18 protein-coding genes are annotated in these 25,107 nt (G+C 42.5%); 13 read left to right on the forward strand and 5 right to left on the reverse strand.

Annotated features, from left to right (window positions below):
• Positions 1-3: 3 nt before the first annotated feature.
• The 6 genes from thiB (at position 4) to rluA (ending at position 9,875) form a co-directional block, all read left to right on the forward strand.
• Positions 4-1,008 carry a thiamine ABC transporter substrate binding subunit gene (gene thiB, locus FVA69_RS16340; RefSeq protein WP_004908655.1) on the forward strand — a complete coding sequence of 335 codons (1,005 nt, stop codon included), beginning with the start codon at positions 4-6 and terminating at the stop codon, positions 1,006-1,008.
• Entirely contained in the window at positions 984-2,588 is a 1,605-nt protein-coding gene (thiP, locus tag FVA69_RS16345; protein WP_164529105.1) for a thiamine/thiamine pyrophosphate ABC transporter permease ThiP, read from the forward strand. Before thiB ends, thiP begins: the two co-directional genes overlap by 25 nt.
• On the forward strand, positions 2,581-3,291 hold the full coding sequence (gene thiQ / locus FVA69_RS16350; protein WP_123382293.1) for a thiamine ABC transporter ATP-binding protein ThiQ: 711 nt from the start codon (positions 2,581-2,583) through the stop codon (positions 3,289-3,291). The genes thiP and thiQ overlap by 8 nt, the downstream gene beginning before the upstream one ends.
• Before the next feature lie 62 nt (positions 3,292-3,353).
• Positions 3,354-5,705, forward strand: coding sequence for a DNA polymerase II (locus FVA69_RS16355; protein ID WP_164529106.1), 2,352 nt, complete (start codon positions 3,354-3,356; stop codon positions 5,703-5,705).
• 377 nt (positions 5,706-6,082) lie between these two features.
• Positions 6,083-8,989 carry an RNA polymerase-associated protein RapA gene (gene rapA / locus FVA69_RS16360; protein ID WP_164529107.1) on the forward strand — a complete coding sequence of 969 codons (2,907 nt, stop codon included), beginning with the start codon at positions 6,083-6,085 and terminating at the stop codon, positions 8,987-8,989.
• A gap of 235 nt (positions 8,990-9,224) precedes the next feature.
• Complete coding sequence (gene rluA / locus FVA69_RS16365) at positions 9,225-9,875, forward strand: bifunctional tRNA pseudouridine(32) synthase/23S rRNA pseudouridine(746) synthase RluA (RefSeq protein ID WP_004908638.1); 651 nt, start codon at positions 9,225-9,227, stop codon at positions 9,873-9,875.
• An 843-nt stretch (positions 9,876-10,718) separates the two neighbouring features.
• Here rluA and djlA read toward each other — a convergent pair.
• Entirely contained in the window at positions 10,719-11,534 is an 816-nt protein-coding gene (djlA, locus tag FVA69_RS16370; RefSeq protein WP_004908636.1) for a co-chaperone DjlA, read from the reverse strand.
• 178 nt (positions 11,535-11,712) lie between these two features.
• Between djlA and lptD the strand changes: the two genes are divergently transcribed.
• The 6 genes from lptD to apaH all read left to right on the forward strand — a co-directional run bounded on the left by lptD (position 11,713) and on the right by apaH (position 18,735).
• Positions 11,713-14,088 (forward strand): LPS assembly protein LptD, encoded by a 2,376-nt coding sequence (lptD, locus tag FVA69_RS16375; RefSeq protein WP_042851533.1) that lies wholly within the window; start codon positions 11,713-11,715, stop codon positions 14,086-14,088.
• A gap of 319 nt (positions 14,089-14,407) precedes the next feature.
• A complete protein-coding gene (gene surA, locus FVA69_RS16380) occupies positions 14,408-15,727 on the forward strand; it encodes a peptidylprolyl isomerase SurA (protein ID WP_042851532.1) in 1,320 nt (439 codons plus the stop codon).
• Positions 15,711-16,703, forward strand: coding sequence for a 4-hydroxythreonine-4-phosphate dehydrogenase PdxA (gene pdxA / locus FVA69_RS16385; protein ID WP_123382291.1), 993 nt, complete (start codon positions 15,711-15,713; stop codon positions 16,701-16,703). Before surA ends, pdxA begins: the two co-directional genes overlap by 17 nt.
• Positions 16,700-17,509, forward strand: coding sequence for a 16S rRNA (adenine(1518)-N(6)/adenine(1519)-N(6))-dimethyltransferase RsmA (gene rsmA, locus FVA69_RS16390; RefSeq protein ID WP_164529108.1), 810 nt, complete (start codon positions 16,700-16,702; stop codon positions 17,507-17,509). Before pdxA ends, rsmA begins: the two co-directional genes overlap by 4 nt.
• Before the next feature lie 18 nt (positions 17,510-17,527).
• A complete protein-coding gene (gene apaG / locus FVA69_RS16395; protein ID WP_004908625.1) occupies positions 17,528-17,905 on the forward strand; it encodes a Co2+/Mg2+ efflux protein ApaG in 378 nt (125 codons plus the stop codon).
• 2 nt (positions 17,906-17,907) lie between these two features.
• Positions 17,908-18,735: a bis(5'-nucleosyl)-tetraphosphatase (symmetrical) ApaH gene (apaH, locus tag FVA69_RS16400; RefSeq protein ID WP_004908624.1), complete on the forward strand. Its 828-nt coding sequence runs from the start codon at positions 17,908-17,910 to the stop codon at positions 18,733-18,735.
• 72 nt (positions 18,736-18,807) lie between these two features.
• Here the strand turns inward: apaH and folA are convergent, their stop codons facing one another.
• Complete coding sequence (gene folA / locus FVA69_RS16405) at positions 18,808-19,302, reverse strand: type 3 dihydrofolate reductase (protein ID WP_004908621.1); 495 nt, start codon at positions 19,300-19,302, stop codon at positions 18,808-18,810.
• 235 nt (positions 19,303-19,537) lie between these two features.
• Between folA and FVA69_RS16410 the strand changes: the two genes are divergently transcribed.
• On the forward strand, positions 19,538-20,152 hold the full coding sequence (locus tag FVA69_RS16410; RefSeq protein WP_004908618.1) for a LysE family transporter: 615 nt from the start codon (positions 19,538-19,540) through the stop codon (positions 20,150-20,152).
• A gap of 72 nt (positions 20,153-20,224) precedes the next feature.
• On the opposite strand, the gene ftsP is transcribed toward FVA69_RS16410, so the two are convergent.
• The 3 genes from ftsP to parC form a co-directional block, all read right to left on the reverse strand.
• Positions 20,225-21,640, reverse strand: coding sequence for a cell division protein FtsP (gene ftsP, locus FVA69_RS16415; RefSeq protein ID WP_109911778.1), 1,416 nt, complete (start codon positions 21,638-21,640; stop codon positions 20,225-20,227).
• A 352-nt stretch (positions 21,641-21,992) separates the two neighbouring features.
• Positions 21,993-22,727 (reverse strand): 1-acylglycerol-3-phosphate O-acyltransferase, encoded by a 735-nt coding sequence (locus FVA69_RS16420; RefSeq protein ID WP_004908611.1) that lies wholly within the window; start codon positions 22,725-22,727, stop codon positions 21,993-21,995.
• A gap of 108 nt (positions 22,728-22,835) precedes the next feature.
• Complete coding sequence (gene parC, locus FVA69_RS16425; protein WP_164529109.1) at positions 22,836-25,091, reverse strand: DNA topoisomerase IV subunit A; 2,256 nt, start codon at positions 25,089-25,091, stop codon at positions 22,836-22,838.
• Between the last annotated feature and the right edge of the window lie 16 nt (positions 25,092-25,107).

A 25,107-nucleotide genomic window follows, 5' to 3' on the forward strand; every position in this document is an offset into this window, starting at 1 on the left:
AGCATGTTTAAAAACAAAATTATAGCATCTATTCTTACCTTTAGTGCACTCAGTTTAAGTCAATTGGCATGGGCTGATAAACCAACGCTTACTGTTTATACCTACGATTCCTTTGCAGCAGAATGGGGACCGGGCCCACAAATTAAAAAGAATTTCGAAGCGCAGTGCGATTGTGAATTAAAAATAGTCGCACTGGGGGATGGCGTAGCTCTGCTAAACAGGCTCAGAATGGAAGGAAAAAAAAGCAAAGCGGATGTGATTTTAGGGTTAGATAATAATTTATTAGATTCTGCTGAAAAAACAGGCCTGTTTGCCCCTGCTGACATTAATACCAGCGCATTAAAACTCCCTATTTCATGGGATAGCTCAACTTTCATTCCTTATGACTATGGTTACTTCGCATTTATATATGACACTAATAAAATTAAACAACCACCAGCCAGCATGGATGCATTATTAAATAGTGAAAATAATTGGAAAATTATTTACCAAGACCCTCGAACCAGTACCCCTGGACTTGGCTTGATGCTGTGGATTGAAAAGCTGTATGGCGACAAATCTGCTGATGCATGGCAAAAAATGGCAGGCAAAACGCTTACCGTAACAAAAGGTTGGAGTGAAGCTTATGGCCTGTTCTTAAAAGGAGAAGGTGATTTTGTACTCAGTTATACCTCGTCGCCGGGCTATCAAATGCTCAATGACCAAAAAGATAACTATGCTGCCGCCTTATTTAATGAAGGGCACTATATGCAAGTTGAAGTGGCTGCAAGGTTAAAAAACAGTCCAGAGCCTGAATTGGCAAAACAATTTTTACAGTTTGTCTTAACCCCTGAATTCCAAAATACTTTACCAACAACCAACTGGATGTATCCGGTCATTGATATTCCATTGCCAGAGGTCTATAACCAGTTACCTCTACCTGAAAAAGCCTTACAATTTAGTTCTCAAGAAGTGGCCAAAGAACGCCAAAATTGGACTCGTTTATGGCAAACCGCCGTCAGTCGCTAATTAATTTATCTCTACTACCGGGGGCGTTGGCCTCCGGATTACTGATTACCGTTGCACTCATTAGTTTTGGTGCTCTGTGGTTTTTTGCGCCTGAAATTTCAATGGCTGATATTATCAGCGATAGCTATTTGTGGCATGTGATTGGTTTTACCTTTTGGCAGGCTTTTTTATCCGCTATTTTTTCTGTAGTCCCTGCTATTTTTCTCGCCAGAGCATTGCATCGCCGTCGTTTTTTTGGGCGAACTCTATTTTTACGCTTATGTGCAATGACGTTGGTTCTTCCTGTGTTAGTTGCCGTATTTGGTATTTTATCGGTTTACGGGCAAACGGGTTGGCTGGCTAAACTGTGCCAATTATTGGGGCTTAATTACAGTTTTTCGCCTTATGGCCTAAAGGGGATTTTGCTAGCACATGTCTTCTTTAATATGCCGCTAGCAACGCGTATGCTATTACAATCTTTAGAAAATATCGCTATTGAGCAACGGCAAATTGCAGCACAGCTGAGGTTTAATGAGTGGCAGCAATTTACCATTTTAGAATGGCCTTATTTACGGAGACAAATATTACCCACTGCTGCGTTAATTTTTATGCTGTGCTTTGCCAGCTTTGCGACTGTTCTCGCGTTGGGGGGTGGCCCAGCAGCTACGACCATCGAATTAGCTATTTACCAAGCACTTAATTATGATTTTGATTTAGGGCGAGCCACTATTTTAGCATTAATTCAACTCTTCTTCTGTGTCGGTTTGATGTTTATCTGCCACAGAGTAAATAGTGTATTTTCTGTTGGTTTTAGTCATCAGTCCCAATGGGTTGATCCTGCTGATAACACGTTTCGCCGCATTCGTGATTTTTTGCTCATCGCCGCTGCCATACTATTACTACTCCCCCAGCTGTTCGCGGTTATTTTCGATGGATTAAATGGGCAACTTTGGGCGGTATTGCAGCAACCCGCCTTATGGCAAGCCACGGCAACCTCAGTGTTTATTGCACTGTGTGCTGGCGCTGTCTGTGTGGTACTAACCTTAATGTTGTTATGGAGCAGCCGCGAATTGCGCTTACGCCAAGCAGCTCGTTTAGGGCAAGCCATAGAGCTTAGCGGGTTAATTATTTTAGCCATGCCGGGTATCGTCCTCGCGACAGGTTTTTTTATCTTTTTTAATGAAACGATAGGCTTACCTGAATCCCCTTACCCATTAGTTATCATGACTAACGCTTTGTTGGCCATTCCTTATGCGTTAAAAGTATTAGAAAACCCTATGCGAGACAGTGCTGAACGCTATAACCCGTTATGCCAATCACTCGATATTTCGGGTTTTAATCGTTTGCGAATTATTGAACTGAAAGCACTACGCAAACCAATCGCTCAAGCTCTTGCGTTTGCCTGTGTTATCTCAATTGGTGATTTTGGTGTCGTCGCGTTATTTGGCAATGATAACTTCCGCACGCTCCCTTATTATCTTTATCAGCAAATAGGGGCTTACCGATCAAACGATGGTGCAGTGACAGCCATGCTATTGTTATTGCTTTGTTTTTGCTTATTTAGCTTGATTGAACGTATTTCAGGAAAACATCATGATTAAATTGACTCAGCTAGATTACCAATACGACAACCTGACAATGTCGTTTGATTTTTCTGTTCAATCTGGTGAATCTGTTGCTGTTATGGGGCCTAGTGGTGCAGGGAAAAGTACGCTATTAAGTTTGATTAGCGGCTTTCAATTCCCCAATAATGGTACGATTGAGCTTAATGGCGAAGACCATACCTTTAGCCCACCCGCTAAGCGCCCTGTTTCTATGCTATTTCAAGAAAATAATTTATTTTCACACCTGACGATCCGGCAAAATATTGGCCTTGGGTTACAACCCAATTTGCGCCTCAATAAAACGCAAATTCAGCAAGTTGAGCAAATGGCGAGTCGTGTCAGCCTGAGTGAATGTTTAGATAGGTTACCGGCGCAACTGTCGGGGGGGCAACGACAACGTGCGGCATTAGCACGCTGCATGATCCGTAATCAACCGATTTTACTGCTCGATGAACCCTTTTCTGCTCTCGACCCTGCATTACGCCGAGAAATGCTACTATTACTCAAGGAAATTTGTGCGGAAAAATCAATCACACTGTTAATGGTTTCTCATAATGTTGATGATGCCCTACAAATTGCCCCGAGAACACTGGTTATTGCAGAGGGCAAAATTGCTTACGATGGCGATACCCAAAGCCTATTACAAGGGCAAAGTGCAGCATCTGCTTTATTGAGTATTACAGCCGTTTCTAATAATTAGCACTGTATAAATTCACACTATTCGCGTATATTTATCCTAACTATTTTTATGCGAGTAGCCTAATGACCCAACTCATCGCCCCAGCGGAAAGAGGCTTTATTCTTAGCCGGCACTGGAGAGACACCCGTCACGGTGTCGAGGTCTCTTATTGGCTACTCACTGATAACCAACCACAAAAGGTCACTGTTCCATATCAAAAAGCGATTGGTTTTTTAGCTGAATCTCAATTTCCTCGAGTAAAACACCTATTAGATGAACAACCCAATATTACCTATCGGCTTCTTGAATTAATTGATTTTAAACGTGAAAAGGTCTATGCGATTTATTGCCACCAATATCGACAATTACAGAACCTTGAAAAAAACTGCAACGAATTGGGTGTTGAATTATTAGAAACCGATATTCGCCCAAGTGAACGGTATCTAATGGAACGCTTTATCGCGGCCTCTGTCTGGTTTTCTCGAAATCAGCAAGGGGAGTTTCAACTAAAACCTTGCGAAGGCTACCGCCCCTTAGTCAAGGCCGTTTCCCTTGATATCGAAACCAGCCAACATGGTGAACTCTATTCTATAGGGCTGTCTGGCTGTGGTGACAACGTGGTATTTATGTTGGGGCCAGAACAAGGGCCTGCATTGAGCGCTGAACATCGCTTAATCTATGTGAATAGCCGCCCGCAATTACTTCATAAACTCAATGAATGGCTTCACCAATACGACCCTGATGCCATCATTGGTTGGAACCTAATCCAATTCGACCTACAAGTATTACAAAAACATGCAGAGCGTTATGGCATCCCCTTATTGTTTGGCCGGCAAAGCAAAAAGCTGGAATGGCGAGAGCATGGATTTAAACAAGGCGTCTTTTTTGCCGCTGCTGAAGGCCGGTTAATTATTGATGGTATCGATGCATTAAAAGCAGCGACCTGGAGTTTTCCATCATTTAGTTTAGAGTCTGTCGCCCAAGCGCTACTTGGTGAAGGTAAAGCGATTGATACCCCTTATGACCGAATGGATGAGATCAACCGTCGTTTCGCTCACGATAAACCTGCTTTAGCTCACTACAATATTCAGGACTGTATTTTAGTCCATCGAATCTTTGAAAAAACCGATTTAATGGCTTTCTTGCAGGAACGTTCAACGGTAACAGGTCTTGCTGTTGATAAAATGGGGGGCTCTGTAGCTGCATTCTCACACCTTTATATTCCCCGCTTACACCGACTTGGTTTCGTTGCGCCCAACCTCACAGAACAAAAAATGCAACTGAACCCCGGGGGCTTTGTCATGGACTCCCAACCCGGGTTATATGACTCCGTATTAGTTTTGGACTACAAAAGCCTATATCCTTCAATTATTAGAACTTTTCTCATCGACCCTGCAGGTATGATTGACGGGTTAGCACACCCTAACCTTGCACATTCGGTTCCCGGTTTTCGCCAAGCTTGGTTTTCTCGCACAACCCACTGTTTACCCGATATTGTCAGCCATATCTGGCAAGAGCGGGATAAAGCCAAAAAAGAGCATAATGCACCACTATCCCAAGCGCTAAAAATTATTATGAACGCATTTGCTGGAGTATTAGGAGCTGAAGGATGCCGTTTTTTTGACCCAAGACTGACCGCATCAATCACCATGCGTGGCCATGAAATTATGCGTACAACCAAACGCTTGATTGAGTCACAGGGTTACCAAGTTATTTATGGAGATACCGACTCCACGTTTGTATGGTTACGTGATGCCCACAATGAAGAACAAGCACAAAAAATTGGCTTTGCTTTACGTGATTACGTAAATAGTTGGTGGAAAAAACATTTAGCAGAAGAATGGCAATTAGAAGGTGTTTTAGAGCTCGAGTATGAAACCCATTACCGCCGATTTTTGATGCCCACCGTACGTGGTGCCGAAATGGGGAGCAAAAAGCGCTATGCAGGATTGAGTAAAGACACCATGGTATTTAGAGGGCTGGAAACCATTCGTTCAGACTGGACACCATTAGCTCAAATATTCCAAAAAGAGCTCTATACTCGTATTTTTTATCACCAACCTTACCGTGAATATATTCGTGAGTATGTCCAAAATATTCGTTCGGGCCAATATGATGACCGTTTAGTTTATCGTAAGCGTCTGCGCCGAAAATTGACTGATTACCAAAAAAATGTTCCTCCGCATGTTCGAGCCGCTCGTACTGCTGATGACTATAATTTAAGATTACAGCGCCCTTTGCAGTACCAAAATGGCGGTTGGATAAACTATATTATTACTCAGGCGGGGCCTGAACCATTGGAAATCATCACGGCAAAACCGGATTACGAACATTATATATCCAAACAAATCAAACCGATAGCAGATGCTATCTTGCCTTTCTTACAGGATGACTTTGATACCCTGCTAACTGGGCAAATTACCCTTTTGTTTTAAAATTTATTCTACCTTTGATGTTTTTTTAACAGGTGACGATAGCCTTCGGTTGAATTAATATATCGCCCCTTTGGTGTCTCGCACGTCTGGCTACACAAATTATGCGTGATAATCAACAATACTCATTATAATTCAAATAGACTGACTCATTGTCTCGGCCACAAGCCCAGCAAACGCCTTAGTGCTCACTTTGCTGCAATTTGAATGATTAAATGTGTATAATTAATCATCAGGTAACGACTATTTTTAAAATAATTCGAACTCTTCCTTGTGTAACTATTAATGAGTTACACCAACACTGGGCGAAGACACTGATAAAAATTGTCTTAAAAAATCTAAAAAATAAACTCTCAATTTTATGGAATTAAGTTAAATCTATGCCATTTACTCTTGGTCAACGCTGGATCAGCGATACAGAAAGCGAACTTGGATTAGGTGCCGTCGTGGCAATTGATGCCCGTATGGTAACGTTGCTTTTCCCTGCCAGTGGCGAAAACCGCCTATACTCTAGCAGCGATGCCCCTATTACCCGAGTGATGTTTAATGAAGGTGATACCATTACCAGCCACGAAGGCTGGCAACTTCAAGTTGAAAGCATTGAAGAAGATAAAGGATTATTGACTTACATCGGCACACGTTTAGATACGCAAGAAACCGGTGTCAGCCTTAGAGAGGTGTTCCTCGACAGCAAGCTCACATTCAATAAGCCGCAAGATCGTCTATTTGCTGGGCAAATTGACCGTATGGATCGCTTTGCTTTACGCTTTCGTGCGCGCAAATTTCAAAGTGAGCAAGTCAAACACCAAGCGACAGGCCTACGCGGTATTCGTGCAAGCCTGATCCCACACCAATTACATATTGCCAATGAAGTGGGAAAACGCCACCATCCGCGCGTATTACTCGCTGACGAAGTGGGCTTAGGTAAAACCATTGAAGCGGGGATGATTATCCACCAGCAATTAATGGCAGGCCGTGCAGAGCGCGTCTTAGTTATCGTTCCTGATAGCTTACAACACCAATGGCTGGTTGAGATGCTGCGCCGCTTTAATCTGCGTTTTTCTTTGTTTGATGATAGCCGTTACAGTGAAGCACAACATGATAGCGATAACCCATTTGAAACAGAACAACTCGTTCTGTGTTCACTGGATTTTGTCCGCCGTAATAAGCAGCGTTTTGACCAATTAGTTGAAGCGGGCTGGGATATGATGGTTGTCGATGAAGCTCACCACTTACAGTGGAGCGAAACTGCCCCGAGCCGCGAATATCAAGTTATTGAAACATTAGCTGAAAATATTCCGTCTATTTTGCTATTAACGGCAACACCGGAACAGCTAGGCCAAGAAAGTCACTTCGCTCGCCTGCGTTTACTTGACCCTAGCCGCTTCCATGATTACCAGGAGTTTATTGCTGAGCAAGAAAACTACCGCCCTGTTGCTGATGCGGTTTCGCTGTTGCTGTCAGGTGATAAACTAACTAATGACCAGCAAAATTTGCTTAATGAGCTAATCAAAGAACAAGATATCGAACCACTATTAAAGGCTGCAAACCTTGAAAGTGAAGACGGCAATGCCGCACGCCAAGAACTGATCAACATGTTAATGGATCGCCATGGTACCAGCCGACTGTTGTTCAGAAATACCCGTAATGGTGTCAAAGGTTTCCCTCGCCGTGAGTTGCATTCACTAAAAATGCCATTGCCCACCCAATACCAAACTGCAATTAAAGTGGCAGGTATTATGGGCAGTAAAAAAGACGTTGAAACACGTGCAAAAGAAATGCTCTACCCTGAGCAAATTTACCAAGAGTTTGAAGGTGAAAATGCCACTTGGTGGAACTTTGACCCACGTGTTGAATGGTTAATGGGCTTTTTGACCGCAAACCGCCATGAAAAAGTGTTAGTGATCTGCGCGAAAGCCGCAACCGCACTACAATTGGAGCAAGTGTTACGCGAACGCGAAGCGATTCGTGCTGCCGTGTTTCATGAGGGGTTATCACTATTAGAGCGTGACCGAGCAGCTGCCTATTTCGCTTCTCAAGAAGAAGGGGCACAGGTGCTATTGTGTTCTGAAATCGGCTCTGAAGGGCGTAACTTCCAATTTGCTAACCAGTTGGTGATGTTCGATCTGCCGTTTAATCCAGACTTACTTGAGCAGCGCATCGGCCGTTTAGACCGTATTGGCCAAAGCCGTGATATCAGCATTCATGTGCCTTATTTAGAAAATACCGCTCAATCTGTATTGATCCGTTGGTATCACGAAGGCTTAGATGCCTTTGAACATACCTGCCCAACAGGCCGAGCTATCTACGATAAATACTACCAACCATTGCTGCAATTTATGGCTGAACCGACAGTCACTGAAGGTTTTGATGATTTTATTAAAACCTGCCGCGCAGAGCATGACAGCTTAAAATTGCAATTAGAACAAGGCCGTGACCGCTTACTTGAAATGCATTCAAACGGTGGCGAGTCAGGTAATCAGTTAGCTGAAGAAATTAGCGAAGGCGATAACGATACTGAATTGGTTAACTTTGCGCTCAATCTTTTTGATATCGTTGGCATTAATCAAGAAGACAAAAGTGATAACTTAATTATCCTAACGCCATCTGACCATATGTTAGTACCTGATTTCCCAGGACTTCCTCAAGATGGCTGCACCATCACGTTTGATAGAGAGCAAGCGCTTTCCCGTGAAGATACGCAATTTATCAGCTGGGAACACCCTATTATTCGTAATGGTTTAGATTTAGTGTTATCTGGCGATACAGGCAGTTGTGCGGTTTCTTTACTGAAAAACAAAGCGCTGCCTGTTGGCACCTTATTGACTGAACTCATTTACGTTGTGGAAGCTCAAGCGCCTAAGAACCTGCAAATCAGCCGGTTCTTACCAGCAACCCCGGTACGCTTATTAATTGATTTAAAAGGTAATAACTTATCATCTCAAGTTGAGTTTGAAAGTTTTAACCGCCAATTAAATGCCATTAACCGCCATATGGCGAGCAAACTGGTAAATGCAGTACAAAATGAGGTTCATTCGGTATTACGCTTATCTGAGCCGATGATCGAAAAAGAAGCCAACGCATTGATAGAAAATGCAAAAGAAGCGGCTGATAAAGCGCTGACGTTGGAGCTTTCTCGTTTAGAAGCACTCAAAGCGGTCAACCCAAACATCCGTGATGAAGAGCTTGATATTATTGAAGAAGAGCGCCAGCAACTGATGACCAATATCGACCAAGCCACATGGCGCCTAGATGCCATTCGCTTAGTTGTGGTGACTCATCAGTAAACTATGATAATCAAACCATATTGTTCTATATGGTTTGATAATTAATTTAAAATCTACAACTCGAACTAATTATTTTATTTCGTACTTTTGCGTAATAAAAATAGGGTTACCCTAAGTAATTCGAGTTGTAGGTAGGCAGCAAACGAAGATATCTTGGGGAGCATACATAAGTACGTGACCCGAGTAGCTGAGTGAAGCTAACACCCCTACAACTTGAAGTATGACGGGTAATTGAATGATACCGTACAATCCACCGCTAGAACCTTGGCTCCACATCCTCTATCAAGACGACCATATCATTGTCGTCAACAAGCCAAGCGAACTACTTTCTGTTCCCGGAAAAGCCCCTGAGCACCACGATAGCATTATGAGCCGTATTCAACGTGATTTTCCTGCTGCTGAATCCGTACATCGCTTAGATATGGCAACCAGTGGCGTCATGGTTGTGGCACTGCACAAAAAGGCTGAGCGTGAGCTCAAACGCCAATTTAGGGAGCGTGAGCCCAAAAAATTCTATATTGCTCGTGTCTGGGGACATTTAGAAAAAGAAAAAGGCTTGATTGATTTGCCGCTAATTTGCGATTGGCCAAACCGCCCTAAGCAAAAGGTGTGTTTCGAAACAGGGAAATCGGCACAAACTGAATACCAAGTATTACAATACGAAGAACAAGCGACACGCGTGAAGCTTTCACCTATTACGGGTCGTTCTCACCAACTGAGAGTCCATATGTTAGCTTTAGGCCACCCAATATTAGGCGACCGTTTCTATGCTCACGATGAAGCCAAAGCGCTCGCCCCTCGCTTACAATTACATGCACAGGAATTATACATCACTCATCCTGAATATGGCACGCCAATGCATTTTACCTGCCCACCGGATTTTTAACGGTCTCTAATCGATTGATTAGATTTCAATATTACCAGTGCAAAAATTAACTCACTCTGTTTTTGCGCTGATTATTTTCCCGTTTGTTTTACCCTAAGAACATACATAACTATGTAACTAGGGTGCGCGAGCGCAGCCAACAAAAAACGGAAGCGAAATAATCCATTTTAATTATTCCCCTGATTTCCCCTAAATAGTTCGTGTTGCAGCTAGGTGGCAAAAGAGCGAATCCTTAGGAGCGTAGATTACTACGTGACTAGGGTTCATGAATGAAGACAACAAAGCGAGATTTTTTGGTTTTTCTTCGTTAGCCTGATTTCCCCTAAATAGTTCGTGTTGCAGCTAGGCGGCAAGAGAGCGAATCCTTAGGAGCGTAGATTACTACGTGACTAGGGTTCATGAATGAAGACAACAAAGCGAGATTTTTTGGTTTTTCTTCGTTAGCCTGATTTCCCCTAAATAGTTCGTGTTGCAGCTAGGCGGCAAGAGAGCAAATCCCTAGGAGCGTAGATAACTACGTGACTAGGGTTCATGAATGAAGACAACAAAGCGAGATTTTTTGGTTTTTCTTCGTTAGCCTGATTTCCCCTAAATAGTTCGTGTTGCAGCTAGGCGGCAAGAGAGCGAATCCTTAGGAGCGTAGATAACTACGTGACTAGGGTTCATGAATGAAGACAACAAAGCGAGATTTTTTGGTTTTTCTTCGTTAGCCTGATTTCCCCTAAATAGTTCGTGTTGCAGCTAGGCGGCAAGAGAGCAAATCCCTAGGAGCATACAGTAGTATGTGACTAGGGTGCGCGAGCGCAGCCAACAACGCTGCGGCGCGAAATATGACGGGGAAATTTATTTGAAGCCGAGCTCCTTCTTAACTAAGTCATAAGCTGCTTGGATAGACTGCGCCTTTTGCTTCGCAATCTCCATCATCTCTGGCGGCAAACCTTTCGCAACTAGTTTATCGGGGTGATGTTCGCTCATCAGTTTACGATAGGCTCGCTTAATTTTTGTTGGGTCATCACTAGGAGACACGCCAAGCACTTTACAAGCATCTTCAAGGGTTGGGCCATTTGATTGCTGATAATACCCTCCTGATTGCTGCTGAGAGTATCCTTGGCCAAATTGGCGACCACTTTGGATCATATCCAAGAACTGTTCAAACTGAACCTTAGAAATACCGAGCTCTTCGGCAATAATAAACAACACTTTTCGTTCGTTCGGGTGTAATTGTCCATCAGCAAAAGCAGCTTGTAATTGAATTTCCAGAAACATCTGAATCAAGTCAAAACGGCCATAACAGGCCATACGTAATTGTTTTAATACATCACGCAATGGAAAGTTAGGGGATTTGCCTTCTCTAAATGCTTGTTGAGCCGCTTTTCGTGTTTCTCCATGTAATTGCATTCTGTCCATTAAATTGGTCGCAAGCTGAATATCTGTCTCGGTTACACGGCCTTTGGACTTCGTTAAATGCCCCAAAATTTGGAAGGTACTCGCAAAGAAAATGATTTGGCGATCTCGCTTATTCATTCTCCCTGCAAATTTACGTTGAATCGATGCTTTATCAAAACCATGCCCAATAATTAACCCAACTAGCGCTCCCCAAAAGCCCAATCCAGAGACGATTGCGAGTATAACGCCAATAATTTTGCCCCAATAGTGCATATATCCCTCAATTCTTCAATGCTCAAAATGCAATTTTGCATTATCATACTATTCATTCAGCTCTATGCATAACTACCCGCGCGTAAAGTTTCTTACATTATACTGGCGCAAAGTGGTTGGCTAAGTTAGTCTTTGAGCGTTTGCTGGCGATGCCAATGATGACGGAACCCCATATTTAATGATGAAAAAAAGCTATCCAACACTACTCGCCACCATGGTATGGGCGGCAATTTATAGTCAGCAAGCGCATGCTGACCTTGCACAGCAGTGTATGCTGGGTGTCCCTGTTTACACCAAACCGATTGTAAAAGGTGACCCTAATAACCTGCCGATTCACATTACCGCTGAAGATGTCCGTGGTGAATACCCTAATTTTGTTGAATATGAAGGTAATGTCGATATTCAACAAGGGAACCAAACATTAACCGCTGATAACGTTAAACTCACCCAAACAGAAACAGCGGGTGAACTCCCTGTGCGTGAAGTAACAGCCACTGGTAATGTGCACTACGATGACCCACAAATTATCTTAAAAGGCCCTTCTGCGTGGTCTAACTTAGATAATAAAAACACTGATGTGAATGACGGTAACTACATGATGGTAGGCCGTCAGGGGCGTGGTGATGCGACGAAAATGAAAATGCGTGGTGAAAACCGTTACTCTATTATGGAAAACGGTACATTCACAACCTGTTTACCCGGTAATAATAGCTGGAGCGTCGCGGGCTCTGAAGTCATTATCGACCGCGAAGAAGAAGTCGCTGAAATTTGGCATGCGCGCTTTAAAGTGGGTGACGTGCCTATTTTCTATAGCCCATATATGCAATTACCGATTGGCAATAAGCGCCGTTCAGGTTTTTTAATTCCGACGGGAAGTTATTCAAGTAACGATGGGCTAGAGTTCTCATTACCCTATTATTGGAATATTGCACCAAACTACGATGCCACAATTACACCGCAATTTATGACCCACCGTGGTGTAAAATTAAATAATGAATTCCGCTACCTTATTGCTCCAGGTACAGGCACCGTGGCCTTTGATTTTCTAAATCATGACCGTGCTTATATCAAAGACAAAGAACGTGGTAAGCGTGAAGATCGTGATAGCGATGACCGTTGGTTATTCTACTGGCGCCATTCTGGGACTTACGCGGGGCATTGGAACTTCAGCTCTGACTATACCAAAGTGAGCGACCCTAGCTATTTTACTGACTTTAGTTCCCAGTACGGTAGCACCACTGATGGCTACGCTACGCAAAAATTCAGTGCAGGTTATTCAGATACAAACTGGAATGCGAAAGTCACTCACAAGCAATTCCAAATTTTTGCGGATAACCCCAACAAGCGCGCTTATAAAGCAGAGCCACAAGTGGACTTCAATTATTATAAAAATAATTTAGGTGCCTTTGACGTGCATACTTACGCACAAGCTGCTCGTTTTACGAGTGTGGGTAAAAATAACCCAGACGCAACTCGCTTACACATTGAGCCAGAAGTAAACCTGCCATTGTCTAATGGTTGGGCAAATATGAATAACAGCATCAAATTGTATGCGACTCATTACGACCAAGATATTCCTCGCTCGAATACGGATACTAGCTTAGAAAAAAATGTTACGCGTGTTCTACCCATGTTTAAAAGCGATGCAAAAGTTGTCTTCGAACGAGACCTTTTCCAAGGCAGCGATTTCGTTCAAACATTAGAACCACGTGTCCAATATTTGTATATTCCGTATAAAGATCAAGATAATATCAATAACTTTGACTCTTCATTGCTGCAGTCAGACTATAGCGGTTTATTCCGTGACCGGATTTACAGTGGCCTTGACCGTATCGCCTCTGCAAACCAGTTCACCACAGGTGTCACAACACGTGTTTATGACGATACTTTAGCTGAGCGCTTTAACTTCTCTGTGGGGCAAATTTATTACTTTGAACGCCCACGTGCTGGTGATTCAAATCGCCCAATAGATGATAAAAGCAACACAGGTTCATTATTGTGGGCCACTGACTCTATGTGGCGAATTGATGATAACTGGGGCTTGCGTGGTGGGTTACAATATGACCGCCGTCTCGGTAATGTCACAATGGGGAATGCGGTTGCAGAATACCGTTTAGATGCCGATCGTTTAGTTCAGTTGAACTACCGTTTCGTTGACCGCGATTATATTCAAGCAACCTTCCGTCGTGAAGATACTGCGAATGGTGGCTATACCTATACACTGCCTGAATACCAACGCGGTATTTCACAAGTGGGTGCTGTCATGAGTTGGCCATTAAGCGAGCGTTGGGGCTTTGTAGGTTCATATTATTATGATACCAAACAACAGCAACCTGCGAGCCAACTGGTTGGTTTGCAATACAATACTTGTTGCTGGGCAGTCAATCTTGGCTATGAACGTAAGATAGTTGGTTGGCAAAAAGAGAAGTTTAGCAGTGAATATGACAATAAATGGTCAATCAATGTGGAACTTAGAGGCCTAAATAACAATCATAGTTTAGGTAGTCAGAAAATGTTAGAAAGTGGCATTATGCCTTATCAACGTGCTTTCTGATAAAAATAACATAAATTTACTCTAAATAATTCGAGTTGCAGTTAGGCGACAAGCAAGTGAGTCGCTAGGAGCATACATAAGTATGTGACTAGTGCGAACGAACGCAGTCAACAATACTGCAACTTAAGGTATAACGAGTATTTACTCTAAATAATTCGAGTTGCAGTTAGGCGACAAGCAAGTGAGTCGCTAGGAGCATACATGAGTATGTGACTAGTGCGAATGAACGCAGTCAACAATACTGCAACTTGAAGTATGACGAGTAAAAAAGAGATTAGCCCGCTTTTGCGGAATCAAAGTCAATATTTATAGGACCATTATGAAGAATTGGAGAACGCTTATTCTGGGACTGATGTTCGCAAGCTCCACTGCTTTGGCTGCGCCTCAGCAAATGGATAAAGTCGCTGCGGTCGTCAATAACGGTGTTGTGCTGGAAAGTGACGTCCAGAATATGATCAACACAGTAAAACTGAATGCTCAGAACGCACGTCAACAAGTGCCTGATGATCAAACTCTGCGTCATCAGATCCTCGAGCGTCTCGTTATGGATAACATCATTTTGCAAATGGCTAGCCAAATGCAAATCAATATTCCAGATGAAGCCGTGGATGCAACTATTACTGATATCGCTCGTCAAAACGGTTTAACACTGCAGCAAATGCAACAACGCTTAACCGCAGATGGCATCAATATGAATCAATATCGTAGCGAAATTCGTAAAGAGATGCTGATCGCTGAAGTGCGTAACAATGAAGTTCGCCGCCGCGTTACCATTTTACCTCAAGAGGTTGATTCTCTAGCAGAGCAAATGAGCTCACAAGCCAATTATGAAATGGGCGTTAATCTAAGCCATATCTTGATCCCGTTGGCAGAAAACCCAACGCAAGAACAACTAAAAAACGCTGAAGCATTAGTGAATAAAATTTTAGCTGAACTGAAAAAAGGCGGAGATTTTGGTAAGTTAGCTATCGCTTATTCAGCAGACCCTCAAGCGCTGAAAGGCGGTAATATGGGTTGGTCACGCCTACAAGAATTGCCTGTTGTCTTTGCTGAACAGCTGAAAAATGCGAAAAAAGGCGATATTGCTGGCCCAATTCGTTCCGGTGTCGGCTACCATATTTTACGCGTAAATGATGTAAGTGGTGGCAGCCAACCGATTTCTGTCACAGAAGTGAAAGCACGTCACATCTTAATTAAGTCATCACCAATTATGGATGATGCACAGGCAAGACAAAAATTAACCAAAATTGCTCAGGAAATTCGTTCAGGCAAAGTTTCATTTGAAGATGCAGCAAAAGAGAATTCTGAGGATCCAGGTAGCGCATTAAAAGGTGGTGAATTAGGTTGGAATATGCCTGATGTCTACGACCCGGCTTTCCGTGATGCATTAATGAGACTGAATAAAGGCGAATTAAGCCAACCTGTTCAATCAAATTTTGGTTGGCACTTAATCCAATTAGAAGACACTCGTAACGTTGATAAAACAGATGCGGCACAAAAAGACCAAGCGTACCGTCTGCTATTCAACCGTAAATTTAATGAAGAAGCACAGAGCTGGATGCAAGAACAACGTGCTTCCGCTTATGTGAAAATGGTTGATGGCCGTGACAGCCAGTCTACAGATGAAAAATCAAATTAAGCCTATTGTCATCACTCCCGGCGAACCTGCCGGGATTGGTCCTGACCTACTGATTCAGCTTGCTCAACAGCAATGGCCTGTTGAGCTGGTTGCCTGTGTTGATCCTGAATTGTTACGCCAGCGTGCCAAAGCGCTGAATTTGCCACTGACATTAACCGAATATATCCCCAATACCGTCACTAAAGTACAACCTGCGGGTAGTTTATCCGTTCTACCTGTTCATTTAGCAACGGCTGCAAAGGCAGGTGTACTTAACGTTGATAATGGCCAATATGTCGTAGAAAGCTTAGCAAAAGCCTGTGACGGCTGTTTAAAGGATGAATTCTCAGCCATAGTCACAGGGCCTGTACATAAAGGCATCATTAATGATGCTGGCGTACCATTTAGCGGCCACACTGAATTCTTTGCAGAAAGAAGTGGCTGTGAACGCGTTGTTATGATGCTAGCTACCGAAGAACTGCGTGTTGCATTAGCCACAACGCATTTGCCACTCAAGGACGTGTCAGCTGCCATCACTCAACAGAGCCTGAATGAAGTCATCACGATTTTACACCATGATTTACAAACAAAATTTGGTATTGAAAAACCAGCCATCTATGTTTGTGGTTTAAATCCACATGCAGGAGAAGGCGGGCACATGGGTACCGAAGAAATTGATACGATAGAGCCCGCGCTCGAAAACCTGCGCACAAAAGGGATTAATTTGATTGGGCCATTGCCTGCAGATACCCTATTTCAAGCTAAGTATTTAGACCATGCAGACGCAGTGTTAGCAATGTATCACGATCAGGGCCTTCCTGTGTTAAAATACCAAGGTTTTGGCAGAGCAGTAAATATTACTCTCGGCCTGCCTTTTATCCGTACCTCTGTCGACCATGGCACAGCCCTTGAACTCGCTGGTACGGGTCATGCTGATGTGGGAAGTTTTATCACCGCATTAAAGTTAGCTATCCAAATGACATCTAAGAATACATGAATAATCGAGTCCATCAGGGGCACTTTGCCCGCAAACGCTTCGGGCAGAACTTTTTAACTGACCAATTTATTATCGACAGCATCGTGGATGCCATGAACCCGCTGCCGGGTCAGTCCATTGTAGAAATTGGTCCCGGCTTAGGTGCCTTAACCGAACCTGTCGGTAACCGAATCGATAAAATGACTGTAGTTGAACTTGACCGTGACCTTGCAGCACGCTTACACGTTCACCCTCAGCTAAAAGATAAATTAACTATCATTCAGCAAGATGCAATGACAGTAGATTTTGGTGAATTAGCCAAACAAGCAGGTCAACCCCTGCGCGTTTTTGGTAACTTGCCTTACAATATCTCTACACCATTAATGTTCCATCTATTCACATTCACCAACTCCATTGCTGACATGAACTTCATGTTACAAAAAGAAGTGGTGAATCGTCTGGTCGCAGGCCCTGGCAGCAAAGCCTTTGGCCGCTTGAGTGTCATGGCACAATATTACTGTAACGTGGTGCCTGTATTGGAAGTACCGCCGACTGCATTTACACCCGCACCAAAAGTAGATTCTGCCATTGTTAGGTTGATTCCTCATCGTGAAAACCCATATCCGGTAAAAGACATTAAATTTTTAAGTCGCATTACCACACAAGCTTTCAATCAACGCCGTAAAACTGTTCGTAACAGTCTTGGGGATTTATTCAGCGTTGAAGAGTTAACAGAACTGGGTATTGATTTAAGCACTCGAGCAGAAAATATTTCTGTTGAACAATATTGTAAAATGGCAAACTATCTCTCTAACCGTTCAGAATAGTCTGTTGAAGGAGGCACTATGCTTAATGAGCCGAATGTTAGCATCCAAGTTCAGAGTGTCTATATAGAAAGCCAATCTCAACCCGATATTGCGAGATATGTGTTTGCTTACACAATCTGCATTCGTAATTTAGGGCGGGAACCTATCCAATTAATGAGCCGTTATTGGCTCATTACTAACAGTGATGGCCATAAAACCGAAGTTCAAGGTGAAGGAGTAGTGGGTGAACAACCCCTTATTCAGCCAGGAAAAGAATATCGTTATACCAGTGGCGCAATCCTTGAAACACCAATGGGTACGATGGAAGGTTATTATGTGATGATAAGTACGCAAGGGGACAGTTTCCACGTTGATATCCCTGCTTTTCGTCTTGCCATCCCAACACTGATTAATTAATTATGTCGACATATTTAGTAGGTGATATTCACGGTTGCTATCGTGAACTCCGTGACTTGATGGAAAGTGTTCATTTTGATCCAACCAAAGACACATTATGGTTAACAGGCGATCTCGTTGCTCGCGGAGCTGAATCACTGCAAGTTTTACGCTATGTAAAAAGCCTTGGCTCAGCCGTACGTCTAGTGCTTGGTAACCATGATCTCCATCTGTTGGGAATTTACTGTAAGATCAGTCGCAATAAACCCAAAGATCACCTCGATGAGTTATTACATGCCCCTGATCTTGACGAACTGATCAATTGGTTACGTCGCCAACCTTTATTACAAATTGATGAAGAAAAAAAGATCTTGATGACCCATGCCGGTATGACACCGCAATGGGATATCAAAACAGCACGCATGTGTGCAAGAGAAGTTGAAGCAGTGCTTTCCAGTGATGCATATCCACTATTTATCGACTCCATGTATGGTGATATGCCAAATAACTGGTCTGAAAGCCTAATGGGGCTAGCACGCTTGCGTTTTAGTACCAATGCCTTAACACGTCTGCGCTACTGTTTTCCGAACGGGCAATTAGATATGATTTGCAAGGAAAACCCCAAAAAGGCACCTGCCCCACTAAAACCGTGGTTCGATCTACCAAGCCAAATTCCTGATGATTACTCGGTATTTTTTGGTCACTGGGCATCGCTCGAAGGAAAATGTACCCCCGATAACGTCTATGCTTTAGATACTGGGTGCTGCTGGGGAGGAGACTTGACGCTATTCCATTGGGAAACCAAGCAGTATCACCGCCAAAAGTCATATCAAAAACGCCGCAAAGAATAACTTTTTATATGATCAACTGTAAGTTATAGCAAAATGGCGCAATTAAGCGCCATTTTGTGATCAAACCAAAAATTAAGCTCTTTTGGTTAGGATCTCAAAACAATAACCATGGGTATTGTTTTCATCAGCTTCATGGTATTCCGTAAAAATAGAATCCCATTCATCAGGCTCATAAGTTGGAAAATGGGTATCACCAATAACTTCGGCATCAACATGAGTCAAATAGAGTTTATTCGCTAATGGTAAAAATTGTTGATAAACTTTACCACCGCCAATCACCATCACTTCATCAACATTTTCAATTGCTTGTGCCGCGGCTAACGCTTCTTCAATTGACGTTACCCAAATCACATCAGAATCAGTGCCAGGAACACTGCTTAATACAATATTTACACGTTGTGGTAATGGGCGCCCAATAGATTCATAGGTCACACGCCCCATGATAACCGGTTTATTTAACGTATTTCGTTTGAACCACGCTAGATCCCCCGGCAAATTCCAAGGCATCGCTTTTTCCATGCCGATAACCTGATCGATCGCCATTGCTGCGATTAAGCTAATATTCATCTATTCACCTTAGAAACAAGATATAAAAATTGAGCACACTATACGGAAAGAGAATTGTTTCGTCGACTAAATTTAAGCTTCCTTAAACAGGTTTGAATCACTTATACTCAAATTGATAAACTTACGACTAAAAATAACATGAAAAAACAAAATGAACCCTCTGATATTAGCCTAAATACGAGTATTTAGTCGGTCATTTTTATTTACCAACATTGAACGGGAAAAGAGATCAAAAATGTACGAAACGAGTATTATGGTTGCGACCATCGCGGCACTCGGTATGCTTTCTCCAGGGCCTGACTTCTTTTTAATTGTCAAAAACTCAGCTCGCTATCAACGCTCTGCGGCATTAATGTCTGCATGTGGTGTGATAGTCGCTATCGCGTTGCATATGTCCTACTGCGTTGCGGGCCTAGCTGTTTTAATTACCACCACACCTTGGCTGTTTAATATCTTAAAATACGCAGGTGCGGCCTATTTAATTTGGATCGGTGTCAAAAGCTTACTTCCGCAATCCGGCCATAGCGTTGATCTTACGACCAGTAAACACGAAATTGTTTCATTCAAGAAAGCCTTTATGCAAGGTTTCCTCTGCAATGTATTAAACCCAAAAGCCACGCTATTCTTTTTAGCCGTCTTCACTCAAGTATTAGATGTTAATTCTACCGTCGGTGAAAAATTATGGTTTGCCTTTATTATTTGGGGCTTAGCTGTCATTTACTGGCCAATATTAGTCTTTTTGATCCAAAGTGCCCCTGTCAGAAAAGGCCTAGCAAAAGTACAAACCTATGTTGATAAGGTTCTCGGAGTGGTATTAATCGCCTTTGGTGTTCGAGTGGCGCTAAGCTAGCCTTATTAGCTCCCATCAAAAAAGCAGGCTAAATGCCTGCTTTTTAAATATTCAATATTGTTGTAATACGAATTATTGCATTGTGTCTTGCGGTGCAACAACCAACTGCCCCACTGAACCTAAATCCGCTTTTTCCAAGTTTTGACTATAGAATAAAAAAGGAAAGTGGTTATAGGATGGCTGCATCATTTCCACTAATAATTCAACGCGACCATCAACCCATACCGTATCTTTCCAGCCATAGTCTTCTGGTGGAGTTGGTTTACCATTACGGTTTAAAACCTTAAAACGCACACCTTCAATATGAAACGCTTGCGGTTCATTCGTCGTCACAACCCAACGCTCCCAATTACCTTGGAGACTTGAGAAATCGACCCTATTTGTATCAATGGTCGCATTGTTAATACCAAAACCATCATTAAGGTGAATATTGCGTTGTGTAATACTGGATGTGACTTGCGTTTTATCTTCAACTAATTGTGTCGGTAAGCCGTCTGTTACTAATGACATTAACCCTGTCGCTTTGATAGTTAGCACATTAGTTGAAATTAAATTATTCGATGGCTCGAATAACCCCTTTAAGCGGTCCATAAAGGTCGCCGACTCACCTGCCGTGATAGTTAACTCTTGCGTTTTAGCCATATCAATCAAGACTTCGCGTCGTTCACCCGGCGCTAACGGTAGTTCTTGAACACTCACAGGGACAGTTAGTAAACCTTGGTCAGATGCAATCAACGAAAATGGGCGGCCATCACTAATTTTCATTACATAATTACGGGAGTTCGACGCATTTAATAACCGTAAGCGCACCCATCCTCGAGAAACTTCAATGTATGGATTTTGCACGCCGTTAACCAGTAATGTATCGCCTAAAAAACCATTTTCATCCGCTTTGTATTCTGGAACGCCAAAATTATCTAAGCGCTTATCTTGAATAATGACCGGAAAATCATCAACACCATAGTGTTTCGGTAAACGCAGGTTTTTCGTCACATCATCTTCAATGATCCACATCCCTAATAAACCATTGTAGACTTGTTCGCCCATTTTCCCTTGAGTATTCGCATGATACCAGAGCGTAGCTGCATTTTGGCGTATCGGGATCACCGGAGACCAGTCCGCATTAGGTGAAATTAACCGTGCGGCTCCACCTATTTGTGTTCCTGGTATTTGCAAGCCACTGATAGTCATCGAAACGGCTTCAGGTAAGCGATTACTATAAATAAGCTTAATATCATCGCCATTTTTTACTTTGACAGTCGGGCCAGGAGAAGAACCATTAACTCCCCAAATATCGGCTGAATATTTTCCATCAAAAGACCAATGAATTTTTTGTAATGTTAAAAATAATGGCTGTCCAGACCGTGATTCTAATAACGGTGGTACAGGTAAAGCTGTTGCCCCTTCTGCATTTGCATAAATAGGCGCATAGGACAAACATAGAGCCATCCCTGCCGCTATTAGGGTTTGGCATCGATTGAATGACATAAATTCTCCGCTAAACAAAATTCCAGCGCATTTTATTATTTGATATTATAAATATTCAGCCAATGATATGGCTAATTTTAGGTTGGCGCTAGCAATATAACTACTTAGATACAACAATTTAAGACCGCAATAATTTGTGAGCCATGATATCGCGAAAAAAGGCTAAATTCTAAAAATATCTATCCAATACATTAAAATTTAATTAATAAGATTATAAATAGTAAGGGTAAGTAATTAGAAAAGGAAAGTCAGGCAGTCGATAACAATAAAGACAGTTTATGCTATGTTCAATCTAAAATAATAGGCAATATTCACATATTGCCTATTATTAAAATAAATTCAATCGGTTAGGCTATTTACCCTGTTTTGCCATCTCTTCAACCTCAAGATCGAGTTCTTTAATTTTTGCTTCCATTAAAGCATGGCAATGTTCCGATAATTCCCTCACTTGCTCACGGGTATAAAGTGATGTATCAATAGGGTCTAACATTTCAATAATTACGCTACCGTTATTCCAACGGTTTAGCTTAATTTTACCTTGTGTGCTCGAAACGCAAACAGGCACAATAGGTACCCCTGCTGCAATAGCCGCATGAAATGCCCCTGTTTTAAATGGCAATAAACCACGACCGCGACTACGCGTTCCTTCAGGGAACATCCATACGGATATTTTACGTTTTTTGATCTGGTCTGCGACTTGCGTGATCGTATTATGCGCCTTAGAACGATTCGCACGGTCAATCAAAATATTACCGGTGATCCAATACAGAAAACCAAAAAATGGAATGTAAACCAAGCTTTTTTTACCGACTGTAACTGTTCTCGGTAATACCCCATTTGACATAGTCACCATGTCGTAATTGTTTTGGTGATTCCCTATATAAATACTTGGGCCATAACTTTTGGCTTTCTCAGGTACACGATTAATAACCTTAATCCCAAACACGACGGATAACCGCCCAAACATATGGCCAAATGTCATTACGTGTTTTGGGTTGCGTGGGCTAAACAAGCAGTAAATACCGCCGCCTATGCACACAAAAATAGTGTAGATAATGACAATGATCGCTCTAATCAGCGCTAACATACTAACCCCAAATTGTAAGGGGCTTCGCAGCCCCATGATGAATATTGTCTGCTTATAAACCTTTTGAACTTCATACTCAACAAGATTTATAAGGTTTGTTTTTGTTAATTATTCAGTATCTACTGGCTCAATATCAATACGCTCAATATTGTGCATTCCACGCGGTAATGACGTCCCTTTACGGCCACGTTCTGAACGGTATTTTTGCAAATCTTCTGCTTTAAATTTCAGTTTCCGCTTACCAAAATGCAAGGTCATTGATGCCCCCACAGGCAAGATCATCAACCAAGTCAATAAATCATCACCCGTTGCCGCTTGCGCGCCAGCAATATTGATAATTTTATTACCTTTACCTTTTGAAAGTTGAGGTAAATCCGCTACAGGGAATATCAACATACGCCCTGCCTTGGTAATTGCCAATAGCAAATCTTCCTGCTCATTATGCAGTTCAATTGGTGCTAATACTTTGGCATTTTCAGGTAAGGAGATTAAGGCCTTACCTGTTTTATTTTTAGTGACTAAATCATTAAAGGTACAAATAAAACCGTAACCTGCATCAGAAGCCATTAAATATTTCTGTTCGTCAGGCGCCATTAATACATGCTCAATGGTCGCACCTGGAGGCAGAGTTAATTTACCCGTTAGAGGCTCACCTTGACTACGCGCTGAAGGTAATTCCAGTGGGTCCACAGAATAGCTGCGCCCTGTCGTATCAAGGAACACCGCCGCTTGGTTTGACTTACCTCGTGCTGCTCTTTTAAAACCATCTCCTGCTTTATAATTTAGGTTAGTCGGTTCGATATCATGCCCTTTAGCACTACGCACCCATCCCATATCAGAAAGCACAACGGTAATCGGTTCTGACGGTAAAATTTCATGCTCGCTCATTGCTTTCGCTTCTTCCCGCTCATGCAACGGGGAGCGACGGTCATCACCGTAATCTTTGGCGTCAGATTGAATCTCTTTTTTAATCAACGTATTTAAACGTCTTTCAGACCCGAGAATCGCTTGTAAATCATCGCGTTCTTTAGCCAACTCATCTTGCTCGCCACGAATCTTCATTTCTTCAAGCTTGGCTAAATGGCGTAATTTTAGCTCTAAAATAGCTTCAGCTTGGGTATCACTGATATTAAAACGTGACATTAAAACCGCTTTCGGTTCATCTTCTGTACGAATAATTTCAATGACTTCATCAATATTCAGATAGGCAATTAATAAACCATCTAAAATATGTAAACGTCTTAATACTTTTTCTAACCGATGATTTAAGCGATTACGTACGGTTTGACGACGGTAAGCAATCCACTCATTTAAGATCTCAACAAGCCCTTTTACCGCTGGTCGGTTATCTAAACCAATCATATTTAGGTTAACACGGTAACTACGCTCTAAATCTGTTGTCGCAAATAAGTGTGTCATGACTTGTTCAAGATCAACACGATTACTGCGCGGAACAATCACTAAACGAGTTGGGTTTTCGTGGTTTGATTCATCACGTAAATCTTCAACCATCGGCAATTTTTTCGCACGCATTTGGCTGGCAATTTGTTCTAAGACTTTCGCCCCAGAAACTTGATGAGGTAGAGCCGTGATAACCGCATTACCATCTTCTTTTTCCCACACAGCACGCATGCGTACAGAACCGCGCCCATTTTGATAAATTTTACGGATATCATCACGGGAAGAAATAATTTCTGCTTCAGTTGGATAATCAGGCCCCGGTACAAATGCCATGATGTCATCAAGATTTAGTGTCGGTTTATCCAGTAAAGCAACCAACGCTTGAGCCACTTCTCGGGCGTTATGGGGTGGAATATCTGTCGCCATCCCAACCGCAATTCCCGTTGTACCGTTTAGCAGAATATTCGGTAAACGTGCCGGCAACATTTTTGGCTCGTTTAGCGTACCATCAAAGTTTGGTACCCAATCAACTGTGCCATGGCCAAGTTCGCTGAGTAAAATTTCAGCATATTTTGATAAACGTGATTCTGTATAACGCATTGCTGCGAATGATTTAGGGTCATCGGGTGCCCCCCAGTTCCCTTGGCCATCCACCAGCGGGTAGCGGTAAGAAAATGGCTGCGCCATCAACACCATCGCTTCATAACAAGCGCTATCACCATGTGGGTGATATTTACCGAGAACATCGCCCACCGTTCTGGCGGACTTTTTGTATTTCGCAGTGTTGCTTAAGCCAAGTTCTGACATCGCATACACAATACGGCGCTGAACAGGTTTAAGCCCATCGCCAATAAATGGTAATGCCCTATCCATGATGACGTACATCGAATAGTTCAGATAGGCATTTTCAGTGAAGGCATGCAGCGGTAAACGCTCTACACCATCATGAGTAATTTCACTCATTCAATTCGTTCCTTTC

Origin of the sequence: Providencia sp. PROV004 (genome assembly GCF_011045615.1) — a bacterium.
In the GTDB taxonomy this organism is placed as follows: Bacteria; Pseudomonadota; Gammaproteobacteria; order Enterobacterales; family Enterobacteriaceae; genus Providencia; species Providencia rettgeri.

Bases quoted from the DNA above. Each gene is read 5' to 3' on its own strand.
- rapA (WP_164529107.1), top strand. From the start codon at position 6,083: ATGCCATTTACTCTTGGTCAACGCTGGATCAGCGATACAGAAAGCGAA.
- thiQ (WP_123382293.1), top strand. From the start codon at position 2,581: ATGATTAAATTGACTCAGCTAGATTACCAATACGACAACCTGACAATG.
- lptD (WP_042851533.1), top strand. From the start codon at position 11,713: ATGATGAAAAAAAGCTATCCAACACTACTCGCCACCATGGTATGGGCG.
- ftsP (WP_109911778.1), bottom strand. From the start codon at position 21,640: ATGTCATTCAATCGATGCCAAACCCTAATAGCGGCAGGGATGGCTCTA.
- FVA69_RS16420 (WP_004908611.1), bottom strand. From the start codon at position 22,727: ATGTTAGCGCTGATTAGAGCGATCATTGTCATTATCTACACTATTTTT.
- pdxA (WP_123382291.1), top strand. From the start codon at position 15,711: ATGAAAAATCAAATTAAGCCTATTGTCATCACTCCCGGCGAACCTGCC.
- FVA69_RS16410 (WP_004908618.1), top strand. From the start codon at position 19,538: ATGTACGAAACGAGTATTATGGTTGCGACCATCGCGGCACTCGGTATG.
- rsmA (WP_164529108.1), top strand. From the start codon at position 16,700: ATGAATAATCGAGTCCATCAGGGGCACTTTGCCCGCAAACGCTTCGGG.
- djlA (WP_004908636.1), bottom strand. From the start codon at position 11,534: ATGCACTATTGGGGCAAAATTATTGGCGTTATACTCGCAATCGTCTCT.
- apaH (WP_004908624.1), top strand. From the start codon at position 17,908: ATGTCGACATATTTAGTAGGTGATATTCACGGTTGCTATCGTGAACTC.
- thiB (WP_004908655.1), top strand. From the start codon at position 4: ATGTTTAAAAACAAAATTATAGCATCTATTCTTACCTTTAGTGCACTC.
- surA (WP_042851532.1), top strand. From the start codon at position 14,408: ATGAAGAATTGGAGAACGCTTATTCTGGGACTGATGTTCGCAAGCTCC.
- FVA69_RS16355 (WP_164529106.1), top strand. From the start codon at position 3,354: ATGACCCAACTCATCGCCCCAGCGGAAAGAGGCTTTATTCTTAGCCGG.
- apaG (WP_004908625.1), top strand. From the start codon at position 17,528: ATGCTTAATGAGCCGAATGTTAGCATCCAAGTTCAGAGTGTCTATATA.
- rluA (WP_004908638.1), top strand. From the start codon at position 9,225: ATGATACCGTACAATCCACCGCTAGAACCTTGGCTCCACATCCTCTAT.
- parC (WP_164529109.1), bottom strand. From the start codon at position 25,091: ATGAGTGAAATTACTCATGATGGTGTAGAGCGTTTACCGCTGCATGCC.
- folA (WP_004908621.1), bottom strand. From the start codon at position 19,302: ATGAATATTAGCTTAATCGCAGCAATGGCGATCGATCAGGTTATCGGC.
- thiP (WP_164529105.1), top strand. From the start codon at position 984: ATGGCAAACCGCCGTCAGTCGCTAATTAATTTATCTCTACTACCGGGG.